Source organism: Caballeronia sp. NK8, from assembly GCF_018408855.1.
Lineage (GTDB): Bacteria > Pseudomonadota > Gammaproteobacteria > Burkholderiales > Burkholderiaceae > Caballeronia.
On sequence record NZ_AP024322.1, the window covers coordinates 2,100,241 to 2,116,739 of the forward strand.

General features: G+C 65.2%; 17 protein-coding genes. 9 read left to right on the top strand and 8 right to left on the bottom strand.

The genetic code is table 11. From position 1 onward, the window contains the following. Positions 1–100 precede the first annotated feature (100 nt). Positions 101–280 carry a 50S ribosomal protein L32 gene (rpmF, locus tag NK8_RS10040; RefSeq protein ID WP_162066054.1) on the bottom strand — a complete coding sequence of 60 codons (180 nt, stop codon included), beginning with the start codon at positions 278–280 and terminating at the stop codon, positions 101–103. 117 nt (positions 281–397) lie between these two features. Continuing rightward, a complete protein-coding gene (locus NK8_RS10045) occupies positions 398–1,021 on the bottom strand; it encodes a DUF177 domain-containing protein (RefSeq protein ID WP_213226219.1) in 624 nt (207 codons plus the stop codon). 299 nt (positions 1,022–1,320) lie between these two features. Here NK8_RS10045 and NK8_RS10050 point away from each other — a divergent pair, with 299 nt between their 5' ends. Both NK8_RS10050 and NK8_RS10055 read left to right on the top strand, forming a co-directional pair. Next, positions 1,321–1,938: a Maf-like protein gene (locus tag NK8_RS10050; RefSeq protein ID WP_213226220.1), complete on the top strand. Its 618-nt coding sequence runs from the start codon at positions 1,321–1,323 to the stop codon at positions 1,936–1,938. Then, positions 1,935–2,654: an SAM-dependent methyltransferase gene (locus NK8_RS10055; protein WP_213226221.1), complete on the top strand. Its 720-nt coding sequence runs from the start codon at positions 1,935–1,937 to the stop codon at positions 2,652–2,654. Before NK8_RS10050 ends, NK8_RS10055 begins: the two co-directional genes overlap by 4 nt. On the opposite strand, the gene NK8_RS10060 is transcribed toward NK8_RS10055, so the two are convergent. From NK8_RS10060 to rluC, 4 genes are read right to left on the bottom strand one after another with little or no spacing between them, the layout of a single operon-like run. Beyond that, positions 2,655–3,617, bottom strand: a complete 963-nt coding sequence (locus tag NK8_RS10060) for a S49 family peptidase (RefSeq protein WP_162066058.1) — start codon at positions 3,615–3,617, stop codon at positions 2,655–2,657. Between the two features lie 38 nt (positions 3,618–3,655). Continuing rightward, entirely contained in the window at positions 3,656–4,054 is a 399-nt protein-coding gene (locus tag NK8_RS10065) for a Rieske 2Fe-2S domain-containing protein (protein ID WP_213226222.1), read from the bottom strand. Continuing rightward, positions 4,051–4,710, bottom strand: coding sequence for an HAD-IA family hydrolase (locus tag NK8_RS10070; RefSeq protein ID WP_213226223.1), 660 nt, complete (start codon positions 4,708–4,710; stop codon positions 4,051–4,053). Before NK8_RS10070 ends, NK8_RS10065 begins: the two co-directional genes overlap by 4 nt. Then, positions 4,711–5,709 carry a 23S rRNA pseudouridine(955/2504/2580) synthase RluC gene (rluC, locus tag NK8_RS10075; RefSeq protein WP_213226224.1) on the bottom strand — a complete coding sequence of 333 codons (999 nt, stop codon included), beginning with the start codon at positions 5,707–5,709 and terminating at the stop codon, positions 4,711–4,713. It lies immediately after the preceding gene. A gap of 121 nt (positions 5,710–5,830) precedes the next feature. On the opposite strand from rluC, the gene NK8_RS10080 reads away from it, so the two are divergent. The 7 genes from NK8_RS10080 to NK8_RS10110 all read left to right on the top strand — a co-directional run bounded on the left by NK8_RS10080 (position 5,831) and on the right by NK8_RS10110 (position 14,071). Beyond that, positions 5,831–6,073, top strand: a complete 243-nt coding sequence (locus tag NK8_RS10080; RefSeq protein WP_213226225.1) for a hypothetical protein — start codon at positions 5,831–5,833, stop codon at positions 6,071–6,073. 520 nt (positions 6,074–6,593) lie between these two features. Further along, positions 6,594–9,908: an Rne/Rng family ribonuclease gene (locus tag NK8_RS10085; RefSeq protein WP_213226226.1), complete on the top strand. Its 3,315-nt coding sequence runs from the start codon at positions 6,594–6,596 to the stop codon at positions 9,906–9,908. Positions 9,909–10,101: 193 nt separating this feature from the next. Continuing rightward, complete coding sequence (moaA, locus tag NK8_RS10090) at positions 10,102–11,208, top strand: GTP 3',8-cyclase MoaA (protein ID WP_213226227.1); 1,107 nt, start codon at positions 10,102–10,104, stop codon at positions 11,206–11,208. A 16-nt stretch (positions 11,209–11,224) separates the two neighbouring features. After that, complete coding sequence (mobA, locus tag NK8_RS10095) at positions 11,225–11,845, top strand: molybdenum cofactor guanylyltransferase MobA (RefSeq protein WP_213226228.1); 621 nt, start codon at positions 11,225–11,227, stop codon at positions 11,843–11,845. 109 nt (positions 11,846–11,954) lie between these two features. Further along, entirely contained in the window at positions 11,955–13,259 is a 1,305-nt protein-coding gene (glp, locus tag NK8_RS10100; protein ID WP_213226229.1) for a gephyrin-like molybdotransferase Glp, read from the top strand. Between the two features lie 63 nt (positions 13,260–13,322). Then, a complete protein-coding gene (locus tag NK8_RS10105) occupies positions 13,323–13,598 on the top strand; it encodes a hypothetical protein (RefSeq protein WP_008342276.1) in 276 nt (91 codons plus the stop codon). After that, positions 13,595–14,071 carry a GNAT family N-acetyltransferase gene (locus NK8_RS10110; protein ID WP_213226230.1) on the top strand — a complete coding sequence of 159 codons (477 nt, stop codon included), beginning with the start codon at positions 13,595–13,597 and terminating at the stop codon, positions 14,069–14,071. The genes NK8_RS10105 and NK8_RS10110 overlap by 4 nt, the downstream gene beginning before the upstream one ends. A 1-nt stretch (position 14,072) precedes the next feature. Here the strand turns inward: NK8_RS10110 and NK8_RS10115 are convergent, their stop codons facing one another. Then, positions 14,073–15,521 (bottom strand): DNA recombination protein RmuC, encoded by a 1,449-nt coding sequence (locus tag NK8_RS10115; RefSeq protein ID WP_213226231.1) that lies wholly within the window; start codon positions 15,519–15,521, stop codon positions 14,073–14,075. After that, positions 15,518–16,498 (bottom strand): D-glycerate dehydrogenase, encoded by a 981-nt coding sequence (locus NK8_RS10120; RefSeq protein ID WP_213226232.1) that lies wholly within the window; start codon positions 16,496–16,498, stop codon positions 15,518–15,520. The genes NK8_RS10115 and NK8_RS10120 overlap by 4 nt, the downstream gene beginning before the upstream one ends. Position 16,499 lies beyond the last annotated feature (1 nt).

Consider the following 16,499-nt stretch of genomic DNA (forward strand, 5'->3'; position numbering starts at 1 on the left):
AAATGCCGCCTTCTCGTCGTACCGGGAAAGTGTCAAGAGCGAGTTGCGCCCACGTGCCCGCAAAGCGGTTCCGACAGGCGCATCAAGCGTCGATGAACGCTTAGTCGTTCTTCGTCTTGATGACTTTCTTGCCACGATAGTAGCCGTTCGGGCTCACGTGGTGGCGCAGATGCACTTCACCCGTGCTCGGCTCGACAGCCATCGGAGCCGTCGTGAGGAAGTCGTGGGAACGGTGCATGCCGCGCTTCGACGGCGACTTCTTGTTTTGCTGAACTGCCATGATTACTCCAGAAAAATTTTGCGAATTCTAACACAGCCCGATCCGCCGACAGCCCTCGGCCATTCGGCCATCGGGTGCGCACATCGCGCTACCAAATGTTGCGTGCTACAAAATCAATCAGTGCTTCTCGTCGTCGGGGCCGCCCTGCTTGAGCTTCCCCAATACGGCGAAAGGATTCGGCTTGTCGTCCGCTTCCTGCGCACCGCTTTCGTCCGGTTCGCCGCCCGCATCGTCGGGGAGCAGACTTTCATGCACCTCGGGACACGCGTTGTGCTTGGGCACGAGCGGTAAGGACAACAACAACTCCTCTTCGATCAAGTCGACGAGATTGAACTGGCGCGAGCCCACAATCACTTCGACTTCATCGTCGTCGAGCGGAAATTCGTCCGCTTCTTCCTCCGTCGCCACGATCCGATACGTCGCATCGACGTCGAGATGCTGCGAATACGGCTGAAGGCAGCGCTGACACGTGAGCCACAGCGAGCCGTGCACCGCGAGGCGCAGATACGGCTGCGGCGCGTCGGTGCCGTCGTCCTGCAGTTCCGGCTGGGTCGAGCCCTCGCCCTGCCACGTGAACACGGTGTCGCGATCTGGCGCATCCGCCGGCACTTCGGCTAACATGCGCGGCATCTGCGATACACGCAGGGCGCCGGCTGCTTGCCTGCCACTCTTGGCGAAGTCGTAAATGTCGAGCGCGCGCAGATCCGCGGGGCTCACAGGTTTGCCAGGATTCTGAGTCATGTGCGCTCCTGCTTGGGCCTTGCTGGGTTAGTGCTTCGGTGAGCGTTCAGTATGCACCGCGATGCCGCTTCGAGGCAGGCGTGGCTTGCCCGAATTTGCATTGGGCCATCATTCGTGCTTCCTGAGTCGCTTTGACCCTTCGACTCCACCGGATTCATCGGAGTCGGGCGCGCAGGGTTGGCTGACGCACGTACCGATGAAAAGCCCAAAATCATATCGGCTTTATTCTTTCGAGTCAAATACTTAAGAACGGAGCCGGAGCCTGTCGTTTTCACACCTATTTTTGCCGAACTCGCTTTATGCCCGATGCCTCAAACACGCCGCCCCGCCTGATCCTGGCGTCCAGTTCACCTTACCGGCGCGAGCTGCTCGGCCGGCTGCGCGTTCCGTTCGACGTCATCGTGCCCGACATCGATGAAACGCCGCTCGCCGGCGAAACGCCCGAGGCGACCGCCGTGCGCCTCTCGATCGCTAAGGCGCGCGCCGCGGCGGAACGCTTCGCTGACGACGCGCGCGCGCTCGTGATCGGCTCCGATCAGGTCGCGACCTTCGACGGCCGGCAGATCGGCAAGCCCGGCACGCATGAGAAGGCCATCGCGCAGCTTCAGGCGATGCGCGGCCGCAGCGTCGAGTTCCACAGCGCGCTGTGCCTGTTCGACCGCAGCACGGGCGACGTGCAATCCGCCGATATCGTCACACGCGTGCGCGTTCGCCGTGTTTCCGATGCGCAGATCGAAACCTATCTGCGCGCCGAAACGCCGTACGACTGCGCCGGCAGCGCGAAGGCGGAAGGCCTCGGCATCGCGCTGCTCGAAGCCATCGAGTCCGACGATCCCACGGCGCTGATCGGATTGCCGCTCATCGCGCTGACGGGCATGCTCGAAAAAGCCGGATATCCGGTTCTGGGGGCGGCATGAGCGGCATTCTCTATCTGATCCCGAATACCCTCGGCGAAGGCGACGCCGCCGCGCTTGCGCACGTCTTGCCCGAACCGGTGCGCGCGCAGGCGGCCGCGCTCGCGTATTACATCGGCGAAAACGCGAAAACCACGCGCGCGTTTCTGAAGAAAGTGGGCACACAGCGGCCGATTCAGGAAATCGAGGTGCGCGAACTGAACGTCAACACGCCGCCCGCCGATATCGACAGGCTGCTTGCGCCGATCCTCGCCGGCACCGACGCAGGGCTCGTGTCCGAAGCCGGCTGTCCTGCCGTGGCCGATCCCGGCGCGCTGCTCGTGCGGCGCGCGCATCAGCGCGGCGTGAAGGTCGTGCCGTTCGTCGGACCGAGTTCGATCCTGCTCGCGCTGATGGCCTCGGGCATGAACGGCCAGAGTTTCGCGTTCAACGGCTATCTGCCGGTCGACGCCGGCGAGCGCGGCAAGCGCCTGCGCGAGCTGGAGCAACTGTCGCGCAAGGCCAGTCAGACGCAGATTTTCATCGAGACGCCCTATCGCAACCGGGCGATGCTCGACACGCTCGTCGCCACCTGCGCGCCGTCGACGCTCATTTGCGTCGCCGTCGATCTGACGCTGCCGGGCGAAACCATCGTCACGCGCACGGCGGCCGACTGGAAGAAGCAGACCGCGCCGGACCTGCACAAGCGTCCGGCGATTTTCCTGCTGCTGGCGTCCTGATCAGCGCAACTGGGGCTTGCCGCCGAGCGTCAGCGCGCGCATGGCGGCATCCCCGACCGACGCGCCGAAACGCCGCACCACGCGCTCGCTGATGCTTTCCTTCTGCGTGTAATCGACGATATCCGGCTGCTTGATGATTTCGCGCGCCACGTAGCTGGCGTCGCCGAAACCATCGGCGAGACCCAGCTCGACGCTTTTCTCGCCCGTCCAGAACATGCCGGTGAACAGCTCCGGATCATCCTTCAGACGTTTGCCGCGCCCGAGTTTGACCGCGTCGATGAACTGCGTGTGGATCTGATCGAGCATCTGCTGCGCGTGGGCGTTCATCGCGGGCGTTTCGGGGGAAAACGGATCGAAGGCGCCCTTGTTCTCGCCCGACGTGTGCATGCGGCGCTGGATGCCCAGCTTGTCCATCAGGCCCGTAAAGCCGAAACCGTCCATCAGCACGCCAATCGAGCCGACGATGCTCGCGCGATCGACGTAAATCTTGTCCGCCGCCGCCGCGACGTAATAGCCGCCGGACGCGCACATGTCGTCGACCACCACGTAAAGCGGCGTCTTCGGATATTTCGCCCGCAGCCGCCGGATCTCGCCGTTGATGATGCCCGCCTGCACCGGACTGCCGCCCGGGCTATTGATGCGCAGGATCACGCCAGCCGTGTTCTCGTCCTCGAATGCGCTTTGCAGCGCCCCGTCGATGTTGTCGGCGCTGGCGTCGCCGTTCGCCGCGATCTCGCCTTGCAGGTCGATCAGCGCCGTGTGCTTGCCGGCCTTCGCGACGCGGTCGCCGGTGAAATCGAACACGCCCCACGCGATCAGCGCAATAACGCCGAGAAACACGAAGCGAAAGAAAATGCGCCAGCGCCGCGCGGCGCGCTGCTCGCGGATGGCGGCGAGCGCAATGCGTTCGAGCGCCTCGCGCTCCCAGTTGTCGTTGCCGCGCGGGGGAAAGTTGTCGGACATGCGTGATTGGTCTGTTTGGGTCTGTTTCGAGAAGGGAATCAGGCGGGACGCAGCGCTTCGTCAGGCAGCCAGAAGACCGCGCGACCCTCCGGCGTCTCGCGTTCCTCGACGGCGACCGCCCGCAGCCGCGCGCCGCGGCACGGACCGCCGACGCATTTGCCCGTGTCGGGCTCGTAGATCGCCCCGTGCGTCGCGCACATCAAGTATAGGCCCGAGCTTTCGAAGAACTGTCCCTCGTTCCAGTCGAGTTCCATCGGCACGTGGGCGCAGCGATTCAGATAACCGTGCGGCTTGCCGTCGTAGCGCACGAAGAAGACGACGACGTCGCCGGCCGCTTCTGTCGCCGCGACCCGCACGCCCGCGCCGCCATCGACGAGTTCATCCGATGCGCATACGCGCACTGCCGCATCCTGCAAACCCGGTGCGGCCTCCGTCATGCGTGCTCCCGCAGCCATCCGGCGAGCGATGCGACGCTGTCCGCGCAGAACTGCGGCTTGAGCGCCGCGAGGGAATCCGCCGGATGCGCGCCGTATCCCACGCCGATGCCCGCCGCGCCGGCGTTGATCGCCATCTGCAAGTCGTGCGTCGTATCGCCGATCATCACCGTGCGCGCGAGGTCCTGGCCGAGTTCGCGCGTGAGTTCGTGCAGCATCGCGGGATGCGGCTTGGAAAAGGTTTCGTCGGCGCAGCGCGTGCCGTCGAAGAGGCTCGTAAGGCGCGATTCGTCGAGCGCGCGATTCAGCCCGACGCGGCTCTTGCCCGTCGCGACGCCGAGAAAATAGCCGAGATCGCGTAATTCCTGGAGCAGCTCGCGCACGCCGTCGAAGAGCTCGGTTTTCTGGCCCATCGTCAGGAAATGGAAGCGGTAGCGCTCGGCGAGACGCGGATAATCCGATGGATCGAGCGTAGGCGCGCAGATTTGCAGCGCGTCCTTCAGGCCGAGGCCGATCACATAGCTGGCGGATTCATCGGCGGGAACCGGCAGGCCGAGGTCGCGGCACGCGGCCTGGATGCTGCGCGTGATGTGGGCGGTCGAGTCCATCAGCGTGCCGTCCCAGTCGAAAACGATCAGATCGAATTGCTGCCGCGCCATTTAGTCTGTCTCTCGGTTTTTCAATTGTTCGATGAATCGCTTGCATTCGGCGGGCAGCGGCGCTTCGAATTGCAGCGGCTCGCCCGTCGCGGGATGGGTTATCTTCAGACGAAATGCGTGCAAAAACATGCGTTTGAGCGACGGTTTCGCGCTCGGACGGGCCAATTCTTTGTTCAACGCGAAATCGCCGTACTTCGCATCACCCGCAATCGGCAGGCCGATGCTCGCCATGTGCACGCGAATCTGGTGCGTGCGGCCGGTCTTCAGTTCCGCTTCGAGCCACACGTAATCGCGCCAGCGCTCGATCAGATTGAAGACCGTATGCGACGGCAAGCCGTTTTCCTGGATGCGCACGCGCCGCTCGCCATCCGCCGCGACATACTTGTGCAGCGGCGCCTTCACGATGCGTCTGCGGCCCCAGTCGCTCTGCCATTCGCCGTGACCGAGCGCGTAATAGCGCTTGTCGACACGATTCTCGCGAATCTGCTCGTGCAGATCGACGAGCGCCGCGCGCTTCTTGGCCAGCATCAGCACGCCGGACGTCTCGCGATCCAGCCGATGCACCAGTTCGAGGAATTTGGCGTGCGGCCGCGCGTTGCGCAATTGCTCGATCACACCGAACGCGACGCCGCTGCCGCCGTGCACCGCGACGCCCGACGGCTTGTCGATGACGATCAGATGATCGTCCTCGAAAATAATCGGAAATTCGGCGGCGGGCGCGTTCGACGACACCGGCATCTCGTCCTGCTGCGCGGTGCGGATCGGCGGCACGCGCACGAGATCGCCCAGTTCCAGCCGGTACGCGGCGTCGATGCGGCCCTTGTTCACGCGCACTTCGCCGCTGCGGAGAATGCGGTAAATATGGCTCTTCGGGACGCCCTTGCAGACGCGCAGCAGGAAATTGTCGATGCGCTGACCGGCGGCGGTCTCATCGACTTCGATCATCGAGACGTGTTCGCTTGCGACCTGCTTATGGGATGTTTTGCCTAACTCATTCATTCTGAATATAATTTGCGAACAGCCTGAAAAGGTCGAAGCTTAGGATCAAGCAACGGCCGAGAATGTTCAGACTGTACAGGTGCAAGCGATAAGCCATCATTTTACTTGCGCCCAAGGTCGGTTGCTCACCCTGAAAATCGAGAGCAGCGAGTTGCACGCACGGCGATATCACCGGCAAGGACGGCGCCCACAGGCGCGTTCGGTCGAGTCGATCGCCGACGGTAACGGATTTTTGGTCAAAAAGAATTTTATCGGCGAGAAGCGACGGCGCCCGGCACCAAAGCCGGATGCCAGCCCGAACCTGCCCTGCCAGCGAGCGGGAGAAAAAGGCAAATCGACGCTCGCCGGTTTTGCGAACAACTGACGGCGAAAACCGCTGCTGCGCTGATTTCTGCGAAGCGCGACGACGCCGCAACGAGACGAGACACACGGCCGCGAGCCAACGGGAGCAATCGAGCCCGCGGCCGCGCCGTCGCGGCATGGCAGCAAGGAGGTTCGGTCACGAAGCATCGCGCCGGTTCGCGCGAGACCGCACCTCCCCGCAGCCGCCGTTGGGAGGAATCAGGCTTTTGCAAAGAGCGCGGGTCGGTTCGGCGCGTCCATTTTGAGACGCGGAACCGCTGCGCCGCCCCATCCTCGCCACGAGCCGCGCGGCGCCTCACCGTCTCGCAGTTGCTTCGCATGTGCCCCACGACGTGGCCGCTCCAATCGAGCCCGCGCCTGCTTTCGGCAATTCTCCCGCCAGAAGTCCCGCTCCAGCGTGCTTTGTGACAACACACAAAAAGCGTGGCACGCCCTCCTTCCCGCTTCGCGCGCGTGATGTATCGATCACCGGCGCCGATTCGCCCGATGAAGGAAAAGCGTAGCCGCTCTGGAGCCGTTTCATGAAACGCATGCTGTTTAACGCGACGCAGCAAGAAGAATTGCGCGTCGCCATCGTCGATGGGCAGAAGCTCATCGACATCGACATCGAAACCGCCGGGCGCGAACAGCGCAAAGGCAATATCTACAAGGGAGTCGTCACCCGCATCGAGCCGTCGCTCGAAGCCTGCTTCGTCAACTACGGCGAAGACCGCCACGGCTTTCTGCCGTTCAAGGAAGTCGCCCGCCAGTATTTCCGCGATGGCATCGAGATGCGCTCCGCGCGCATCCAGGATGCGCTGCGCGAAGGCCAGGAACTGATCGTCCAGGTCGAGAAGGAAGAGCGCGGCAACAAGGGCGCGGCGCTGACCACGTTCATTTCGCTGGCTGGCCGTTACCTCGTGCTGATGCCGAACAACCCGCGCGGCGGCGGCGTGTCGCGCCGGATCGAGGGCGACGAGCGGCAGGAACTGCGCGAAACCATGGCGCAGCTCGAACTGCCGGAAGGCATGAGCATCATCGCGCGCACGGCCGGGATCGGCCGTTCGGCGGAAGAGCTCCAGTGGGACCTGAACTACCTGATGCAACTCTGGCGCGCGATCGAAGCCGCGTCGCAGAGCGGCGTCGGCGGCCAGCCGATGCTGATTTATCTCGAATCGAGCCTCGTCATCCGCGCGATTCGCGACTACTTCCAGCCGGATATCGGCGAAATCCTCATCGACACGACCGAAATCCATGATCAGGCGCGCGCCTTCATGGATATCGTGATGCCCGACAACCTGCAAAAGGTGAAGCGCTATCACGACGACGTGCCGCTCTTTTCGCGCTTCCAGATCGAGCACCAGATCGAAACCGCGTACTCGCGCACGGTGCCGCTGCCGTCGGGCGGCGCGATCGTCATCGATCACACCGAGGCGCTCGTCGCCATCGACGTGAACTCGGCGCGCGCGACCAAGGGCGCGGATATCGAGGAAACCGCGACGCGCACCAACCTCGAAGCCGCCGACGAAGTCGCGCGTCAGCTTCGTCTGCGCGATCTGGGCGGTCTGATCGTGATCGACTTCATCGACATGGAGTCGGCCAAGAGCCAGCGCGAAGTCGAGCAGCGCCTGAAAGATGCGCTCAAGCACGACCGCGCGCGCGTGCAAATGGGCAAGATTTCGCGTTTCGGCCTGATGGAGCTGTCGCGTCAGCGTCTGCGTCCGGCGCTGTCGGAAGGCAGCCACGTGACGTGCCCGCGCTGCAACGGCACGGGCCATATCCGCGACACCGAATCGTCCGCGCTGCAAGTGCTGCGGATCATTCAGGAAGAAGCGATGAAGGAAAACACCGCGGCGATCCACTGCCAGGTGCCGGTCGAAGTGACCGCCTTCCTGCTGAACGAGAAGCGCTCGGAAATCAACAAGATCGAGTCGCGCTTCAAGGTCAACGTCGTTCTGATCCCGAACAAGCATCTCGAAACGCCGCACTACAAGCTCGAGCGTCTGCGTCACGACGATGCGCGTCTCGACGAGCCGCGCGCGTCGTGGAAGATGGCAGTCGAAGCGGCGAGCGAGCTCGAGTCCGAAACGGGTTACAGCAAGCGCACCGAGGAAGTGAAGCCGAAGCAGGAAGCGGCGGTGAAGGGCATCACGCCCGAGAAGCCGGCGCCGAGCGCACCGGTCAAGCCCGCGCCCGTCGAGGCCGCGCCCGCTCCGGCGCCCGTGCCGGCGAGCGGCGGTTTCATCGCGTGGATCAAGAATCTGTTCGGCATTCAACCGCCGCAACCCGCTCCGGCCCCCGTCGAAGCGCAACCGGCGACGCGTGCGCCGCGTGAACGCGGCGAGCGCACCGGCGGCGGCGATCGCAACCGTAACCGTCGCAGTGGTGGCGCCGGTCGTGACGGCGCCGCAGCAGGCGCCGCAACCGGTGGCAACGGCGCGGGCCGTCAGGGCGCGCGCCGCGAGGATCGCGAAGCGCGTGGCGGTCGTGAAGGACGCGAACTGCGCGAAGTGCGTGAGCCGCGCGAGGGTCGTGAGCCGCGCGAGGCACGCGAACCCCGCGAGCCGCGTGAGACACGGGAACCTCGTGAAGCGCGTGATCGCAACGCGGAACGCGCCCCGCGTCCGGAAACCGCCGAGCGTCAGGAACGCCGTGAGCGTCCCGAGCGCGCGGAACGCGGTGAACGCACTGAGCGCACTGAGCGCGGTGAACGCGCGGAACGTGGCGAGCGCCGCAAGCCGCAGCCGGAAGCCGCTGTCGAGGCGCTGACGCAAGGCGAAACGGTGGCATCGGAGATCGTCGAAACGGCGCAAGCCAACGCCAATGCGCAGCAGGCCGGCTTCGATTCAGCCGCCGATCAGGCAGCCGCCGAGGCGCGCGATGGCGAAGAGCGTCGCCGCCGCCGCCGTGGCCGTCGTGGCGGTCGTCGCGAGCGCGACGAAGACGGCATGACCGTGAATCACGCAGCCGACGTCGCGGAAGCGGAAGGCGCGGCGGAAAGCGTCTCCGCGCAAGCCGGCGTGTTCGACGCCGAAGCGGCGCAGGAAGCGTCCGCACGGCGCGAAACCCGCCCTGCCGCACCGCAGCCTGTCGAACACCCTGTTGTCGAGCAGCCTGTTGCCGAGCCGGTCAGTCAGCAGATTGCCCGGCCAGCCGAAGCCGCGCCGCAAGAGCAGGCGCCTGTCGCTGCCGAAGCAGCGCCGGTCGCCAAGGCTGCCGACGCCGAGCCGTTCGAGCTGAAGGCGCAAACGCCCGAGCCGACGACGTTCGATCTCTTCGCCAAGCCCGCTGGGGCGCCGGCGGTCGAGAATCCGTTCGGCCCGGAACCGAAGGTTGCCGACACGGCATCGGCCGACCCGTTCGCGCCTGCCGCGCCTGCCGCGACGGAAGCGCCGAAGCCCGCCGCCGTCGAAGCACCGAAGCCCGTTGAGCCGGCTCCGGTCGCGGCGAGCGAACCCGCCGCCGAGGTCGCCGAACCGGTGAAGGCCGCCGCAACCGCGCCGACGCCCGAGGCAACGATCGTCGAACCGGTGAAGCCGGTCGTCGAGCGCACGGAAAGCGAAGCGGAAACGCGTGTCGCCGTGCAAGAGCCGGTCGCCGTCGTCGCGGAACCGGTGAAGGCCGCCGCGCCGTCCGCGCCCGCGACGTCGACGCCGATCGCCGCCGAAGCCCTTCAGCCGATGCTGGAGCGCGCGGGCCTCGTCTGGGTCAACACCGACGAAGGCAAGCTGCGCGAGGCGAACGCCGCTGCGGCGCGCGAACCGGCGACGGTGCGCGCACCGCGCGAGCGCAAGCCGCTCCCGCCGGCCGACGCCACGCCGATGCAGCAAGTGGAAACGGGCAAGCACATCCACTAAATACGCTTGGTTGAAGTGACGAACGCCATCGACTCACGTCGATGGCGTTTTTTTTCGCCGATATCGAACGAAACAACTGAGGGAAAACCGCGACTCCGTGCCGTGCGTCTCCCTGCCCCGGTTCCGCTAAAATGGGACCTCGCAATCATCATTCGAACAAGGCCACAGAGGCCAAACCGATCCCCGAGTCATCATGTCCCGACGCATCATTCCCCTCGCCGACGTCAGCGCGATTCCGGATTTCTCCGGCGCAACGGCGTCGCCGTCGGGACATCTCATGGACACGCTCGCGCGTCCGCTGCGCGACCTGCGCATCTCGGTGACGGATCGCTGTAACTTCCGCTGCGTCTACTGCATGCCGCGCGAAGTGTTTGACAAGGACTACCAGTTTCTCCCCCACGCCGCCCTGCTCTCGTTCGAGGAAATCGAACGGCTCGCGCGCGTGTTCGTCGCGCATGGCGTCGAGAAAATCCGTCTCACGGGCGGTGAGCCGCTCTTGCGCAAGAACATCGAATTCCTGATCGAACGGCTTGCGACACTGCAGACGCCCGAAGGCCGCCCGCTCGATCTGACGCTCACGACGAATGGCTCGCTCCTCGCGCGCAAGGCGCAGTCGTTGCGTGACGCGGGTCTGTCGCGCGTGACGGTCAGCCTGGACGCACTCGACGATTCCCTGTTTCGCCGCATGAACGACGCCGATTTCGCGGTCGCCGACGTGCTGAACGGCATCGAAACGGCGCAAGCCGTCGGACTCGATCCCATCAAGGTGAACATGGTCGTGAAGCGCGGCACGAACGATCAGGAAATCGTGCCGATGGCGCGTCACTTCAAAGGCAGCGGCGCGGTTCTGCGCTTCATCGAGTACATGGACGTCGGCGCGTCGAACGGCTGGAACATGAGCGAAGTGCTGCCGTCGGCGCAAGTGGTCGAGCGCATCGACGCGCATTTTCCGCTCGCGCCGCTGGAAGCGCATACGGCCGCCGAAACGGCACAGCGCTGGGGCTATTGTGACGGCAGCGGCGAAATCGGCGTGATCTCCAGCGTCACGCGCGCGTTCTGCGGCTCCTGCACGCGCGCGCGGCTCTCGACGGAAGGCAAACTCTATCTGTGCCTCTTCGCGGTGTCCGGCCATGACCTGCGCGGCCTGATTCGCGGCGGCGCGAGCGATGAAGACGTCGCCACCGCCATCGCGCGGATCTGGGAAGCGCGCGGCGACCGTTACTCGCAACTGCGCGGCAGCGCGTCGGCGCCGTCGCGTGAGGATTCGCCGCGTGTCGAGATGTCGTACATCGGCGGCTGAGCGCGGTGGGACAGCCGTGCTGAACACTCATTCATCGTCGGATGTCACCGCGCTCGTGCTCGCGGGCGGGCGCGGCTCGCGCATGGGCGGCGTCGACAAGGGCATGCAGACGTTTCGCGGCGAACCACTCGCGCTGCATGTGATGCGGCGCCTCGCGCCTCAGGCGGGCACGCTGTTGATCAGCGCGAACCGTTCCATCGAAGACTACCAACGCCTCGGCGCGCCGTTCGGTGCGCGCGTCATCGCGGATACGCGCGCGGATTATCCCGGGCCGCTCGCGGGCATCGCCGCCGCACTGCGCGCCGTTAATACCGAATGGCTCCTCACCGCGCCCTGCGACGCCCCTTTCGTCGATGAACATCTCGGCGCCGCATTGATGCACGCGCTCGATACGAAGCGCGCCGACATTGCCTACGCCGCAACGGTCGATGCGTCGGGCGAAGTCATGGCGCATCCGGTTTTCGCGCTCCTGCGCCCGTCGCTCGCCGACGATCTCGATGCCTGGCTGGATGCCGGCGAGCGCAAGGTCCGCGCGTGGTACGCGCGCCACAAGGCGGTGGAAGTCCAATTTCACGACGAACCCGCGTTTTACAATATCAACGATCTGCAGCAGCTCGCCGAGATGGAACGGCGCTGACTGTCCGCCCACGTCCGCCGTTGCGGCAATCCGACGCTCGGGCGCTCAAACAACGCGCGGCCTCGTGGCTGCTTCTTCGCCGGACTCCGGCCGCGATCCACGCCGATTCATGACCACGTCCAAGGAATTCTCCGCCTGCGTCGCCCACTACGATCCGAACGCGCTGCCCGTTGAAGCGGCGCAGGAAATCGTGCGTCAATGGGCGATGCCGCGCAGCCGTGACGGTCAAAGCGAACGCGTGGGCCTGCATGATGCGCTCGGCCGCGTGCTGGCCGAAGACGTGATCTCCCCCATCGACGTCCCCGCCTTCGACAACTCCGCGATGGACGGCTACGCATTCGCGGGCGCTGCACTCGCGCGCGGCGGCGCCACGCTCGATCTCGCCGTCGCGGGCACGGCGCTCGCCGGGCGTCCTTTCGCTTCGGCGCCGGGCGCGGACCAGTGCGTGCGCATCATGACGGGCGCGCTCATTCCGCCGGGCTGCGACACGGTCGTGCCGCAGGAACTGGTGACGCGCGAAGGCGATGCGATCCGTTTCTCCACCGCGAATCTGCGCGCGGGGCAAAATCGCCGTCTGTCGGGCGAAGATCTCGCGAAAGGCAAACCCGCGCTGCTCGGTGGCCGCATCGTGCGCGCGTCCGATCTTGGCTTGCTCGCGTCGCTCGGCATCGGCGAAGTTACGGTGCGAAAGCGTCTCACCGTCGCGTTCTTTTCGACCGGCGACGAATTGCGCTCGCTCGGCGAACCGCTCGATCCAGGCAGCCTCTACGACAGCAACCGCTACACCCTCTTCGCGATGCTCGCGCGCCTTGACGTCGAAACGATCGATCTCGGCATCGTGCGCGACGACCGCGCGTCGCTCGAAAAGGCACTGCGCGATGCAACTGCGCGCGCGGATGTCGTCATCAGTTCGGGCGGCGTATCGGTCGGCGATGCGGACTTCACGCGCGAACTGATGAATTCGCTCGGCGACGTCGCCTTCTGGAAGATCGCGATGCGCCCCGGCCGGCCGCTCGCGTTCGGCCGCCTGTGGTCGGGCGAGCGCGCGGGCGCGGGCAAACCGGCGCTGTTTTTCGGCTTGCCGGGCAACCCGGTCGCCGTGATGGCAACGTTCTACTTCATCGTGCGCGAGGCGTTGCTGGCGATGTCCGGCGCGACGCATCAGCCGCTCACCGCCATTCGCGCGAGCGCCGCCGAGCCGATCAAGAAACGCGCGGGCCGCACCGAGTTCCAGCGCGGCATCGCCACGCGCGACGCCGATGGCCGCTTTCGCGTCGTCACCACCGGCCCGCAAGGCTCCGGCGTGCTCAGCTCGATGAGCGAAGCGAACTGCTTCATCGTGCTTGAGCACGCGCGCGGCGACGTCGACGCCGGCGACGAAGTCGACATCGTGCCGTTCGACGGCCTGATCTGACTGGCGCGTAACGCGCGTCGCCACGACCAACATTCCTACATCGATAGACGGGGCTTTCCTTCCATGAAAAAGCAGATTTCATTCATTGCACCAGGACAGACCGCCAAGGCGCTGATCCTCGTGTACCTGACATTCAGCGTGCCGATCGTGCTGCTCGGCGTCGTGGTCGCGTTCGTGCGCTACGGTTCCGTGGAAGTGAGCACCGTCACGAGCGCGCTGCTGCTGAACGCGATTCTCGGCTTCATCCTGCTGTGGATCGCGTGTCACGCGTACAACTGGGTGGCGTCGCGTTTCGGCGGCATCGAAATCGTGTTGTCCGATGCCCCGGAGGAAGCATGAGCACCACGATTCGCGCAGCCGCGCCCGCCGACGTCCCTGCGATCTTCGGCTTGATGTACGAGCTGGCCGAATTCGAGAAGCTCACGCATCTTTTCATCGCGACGAAGGAAGGCGTGCACGATGCCCTCTTCGGCACGCGACCTGCCGCAGAAGCGCTCGTCGCGGAGCAGGACGGCGAAATCGTGAGCTATGCGCTCTTCTTCCAGAACTTCTCGACCTTCCTCGGCAAGCGCGGCCTGTATCTCGAAGACCTGTACGTGCGTCCTTCGATGCGCGGCAGCGGCCTCGGCACGCTGATGCTGAAGAAGCTCGCCGCGCTCGCGGTCGAGCGCCAGTGCGGGCGATTCGAATGGTCGGTGCTCGACTGGAATCAGAACGCCATCGACTTCTACGAGAAGATGGGCGCGACGGTGCTGCCCGACTGGCGCATCGTGCGCGTGACGGGCGAGCCGCTCGAACGCCTCGCCAGCTGAATCAGATGTCGTCGTCGCCCACGGGCGATGACGCGTCACCCAGCAAACCCGCCGCCTGTTCGCCCGGCAGCGCCTCGACATCGCGCAGGCGCCGGTCCATCTGCCGCGTGCGCGTCTGCGCCGCTTCGATCGAGCGCGTGACGGTTTCGAGCTGCGATTTGGTCTTAGCCAGCACTTCGCCGAACTTGCCGAATTCGGTCTTCACCGCGCCCAGCACCTGCCACACTTCGCTGGAACGCTTCTCGATGGCGAGCGTGCGAAAGCCCATCTGCAGACTGTTGAGCAGCGCGGTCAATGTGGTCGGCCCGGCAATGGTCACGCGATATTCGCGCTGTAGCGAATCGCTCAGGCCTGGACGGCGCAGCACTTCCGCATAGAGTCCTTCGGTCGGCAGGAACAGCAGCGCGAAGTCGGTCGTGTGCGGCGGCGCGACGTACTTCTGGGCGATCGACTTCGCCTCCGCGCGCAAGCGGCCTTCGAGCGCGCGCGACGCGTTCTCGACCGCGACCAGATCCGCGCGCTCCTGCGCATCGATCAGGCGCTCGTAGTCCTCGCGCGGAAACTTCGCGTCGATGGGCAGCCACACGGGCGTGGCCGCATCGCCCGGCGCGCCCGGCGCATCGTGACGCCCCGGCAGGCGGATTGCGAACTCCACGCGCTCGTTGCTCTTCGGAATCGTCGCGACATTCTTCGCGTACTGGTCCGGCGTAAGCAATTGTTCCAGCAGCGATTCCAGCTGCACCTCGCCCCAGATGCCGCGCGTCTTGACGTTGGTCAGTACCTTTTTCAGATCGCCGACACCGGCCGCGAGCGTCTGCATTTCGCCGAGCCCGCGATGCACCTGCTCCAGCCGGTCCGACACGAGCTTGAATGACTCGCCCAGGCGCTGTTCGAGTGTCGCGTGCAACTTCTCGTCGACGGTTCGGCGCATCTCGTCGAGCTTCGTCGCGTTGTTCGCCTCGATGTCCTTCAGGCGCGCTTCGAGCGTCGCGCGCACTTCGCCGAGCCGGCGATCGTTCGCCTCCGACATTTGCGACAGATGCTGCGACATGGAATCGGCGAAGCGCTTCAACGCGTTGCCCTGATCCTCGCGTGCCTGCTGGCTCTGTTGCGCGAGTTGCTGCGCGAGCGCGTCGAACTGCGCGTTCTGCACGCTCGATGTGCTCGCCAGTTGCGTAGCGAGCGTCTGGTGGAATTGCGTGAAACCGCTCTGCGATTCCATGCGCGCCACGCGCGAACTCTCCGCGATATCGCCGCGCAAGCCCCGTTCGAGCCGTTCCTGCGCGCGCGTGTGCGCTTCGCCCATATCGTTGACGCGATCGGTGAGCGCTTCGAATTCGTCGAGGATGAGCGCGTTCGAATGCCGCCGCATCGTGATGACGAGCGCGATGAGCGCGACCACCAGCGCGATCGCCAACAGCGCGACCGCGCCAACCAGCATTTCAATCATGTCTTGAGCACGTCCGGATTGATCGGGTTCGGCGGATTGCCAGCGCGCGGGCCTTCACCCAGCGCGGCAATGAGATTGTCTGCCGCGAGATTCGCCATTGCGCGGCGCGTGGCCTCGGTCGCGCTCGCAATGTGCGGCGTCAGCACGACGTTGTCGAGCAGCATGAAATCCGGATTGAAGTTCGGCTCGCCTTCGAAGACGTCGATGCCCGCCGCCGCGATGCGCTTCTCGCGCAACGCGACGATCAACGCCGCGTCATCGACGATGCCGCCGCGCGCGATGTTGGTGAGCGTCGCGGTCGGCTTCATCAGCGCCAGTTCGGCCGCGCCGATCGTGTGATGGTTCTCCTTCGTGTACGGCAGCACGAGCACGACGTGATCTGCGCGCTTGAGCAGATCGTCCTTCGATGCATATTCGGCGTTCAGTTCGGCTTCGATCTCCGGCGCGACACGCGAGCGGTTGTGATAGATCACGCGCATATTGAAGCCGCCCGCGCGCCGCGCGAGCGCCTGGCCGATGCGGCCCATGCCGATCACGCCGAGCGTCGAGCCGTAGACATCGGCGCCGAGGAACGAATCGAAGGACCATTTCTGCCACTTGCCCGCGCGCAGATAGTGCTCGGATTCCGTGACGCGGCGCGCCGCCGCCATCATCAGCGCCCAGCCGAAATCGGCGGTGGTTTCGTTCAGCACGTTCGGCGTGTTGGTGCCGAGCACCTTGTGCGCGTCGAACGCCTTCATGTCGAAATTGTTGTAGCCGACTGCCATGTTCGCGACCACTTTCAGGTTCGGCGCGCCCGTCAGTTCCTGCTCGCCGACCCATTCGCCTGCGGTGAACGCGCCTTCCTTGTCGGCGAGACGGCGCGCGAACTCTTCCTGCGTGAGCACGTCGCCGAGGTTCACGTCGACATCGAAATACTGTTTCAGGCGCTCGATCACATCGGGAAAGGTGGGACGCGCGACAAGTACCTTCTTCATC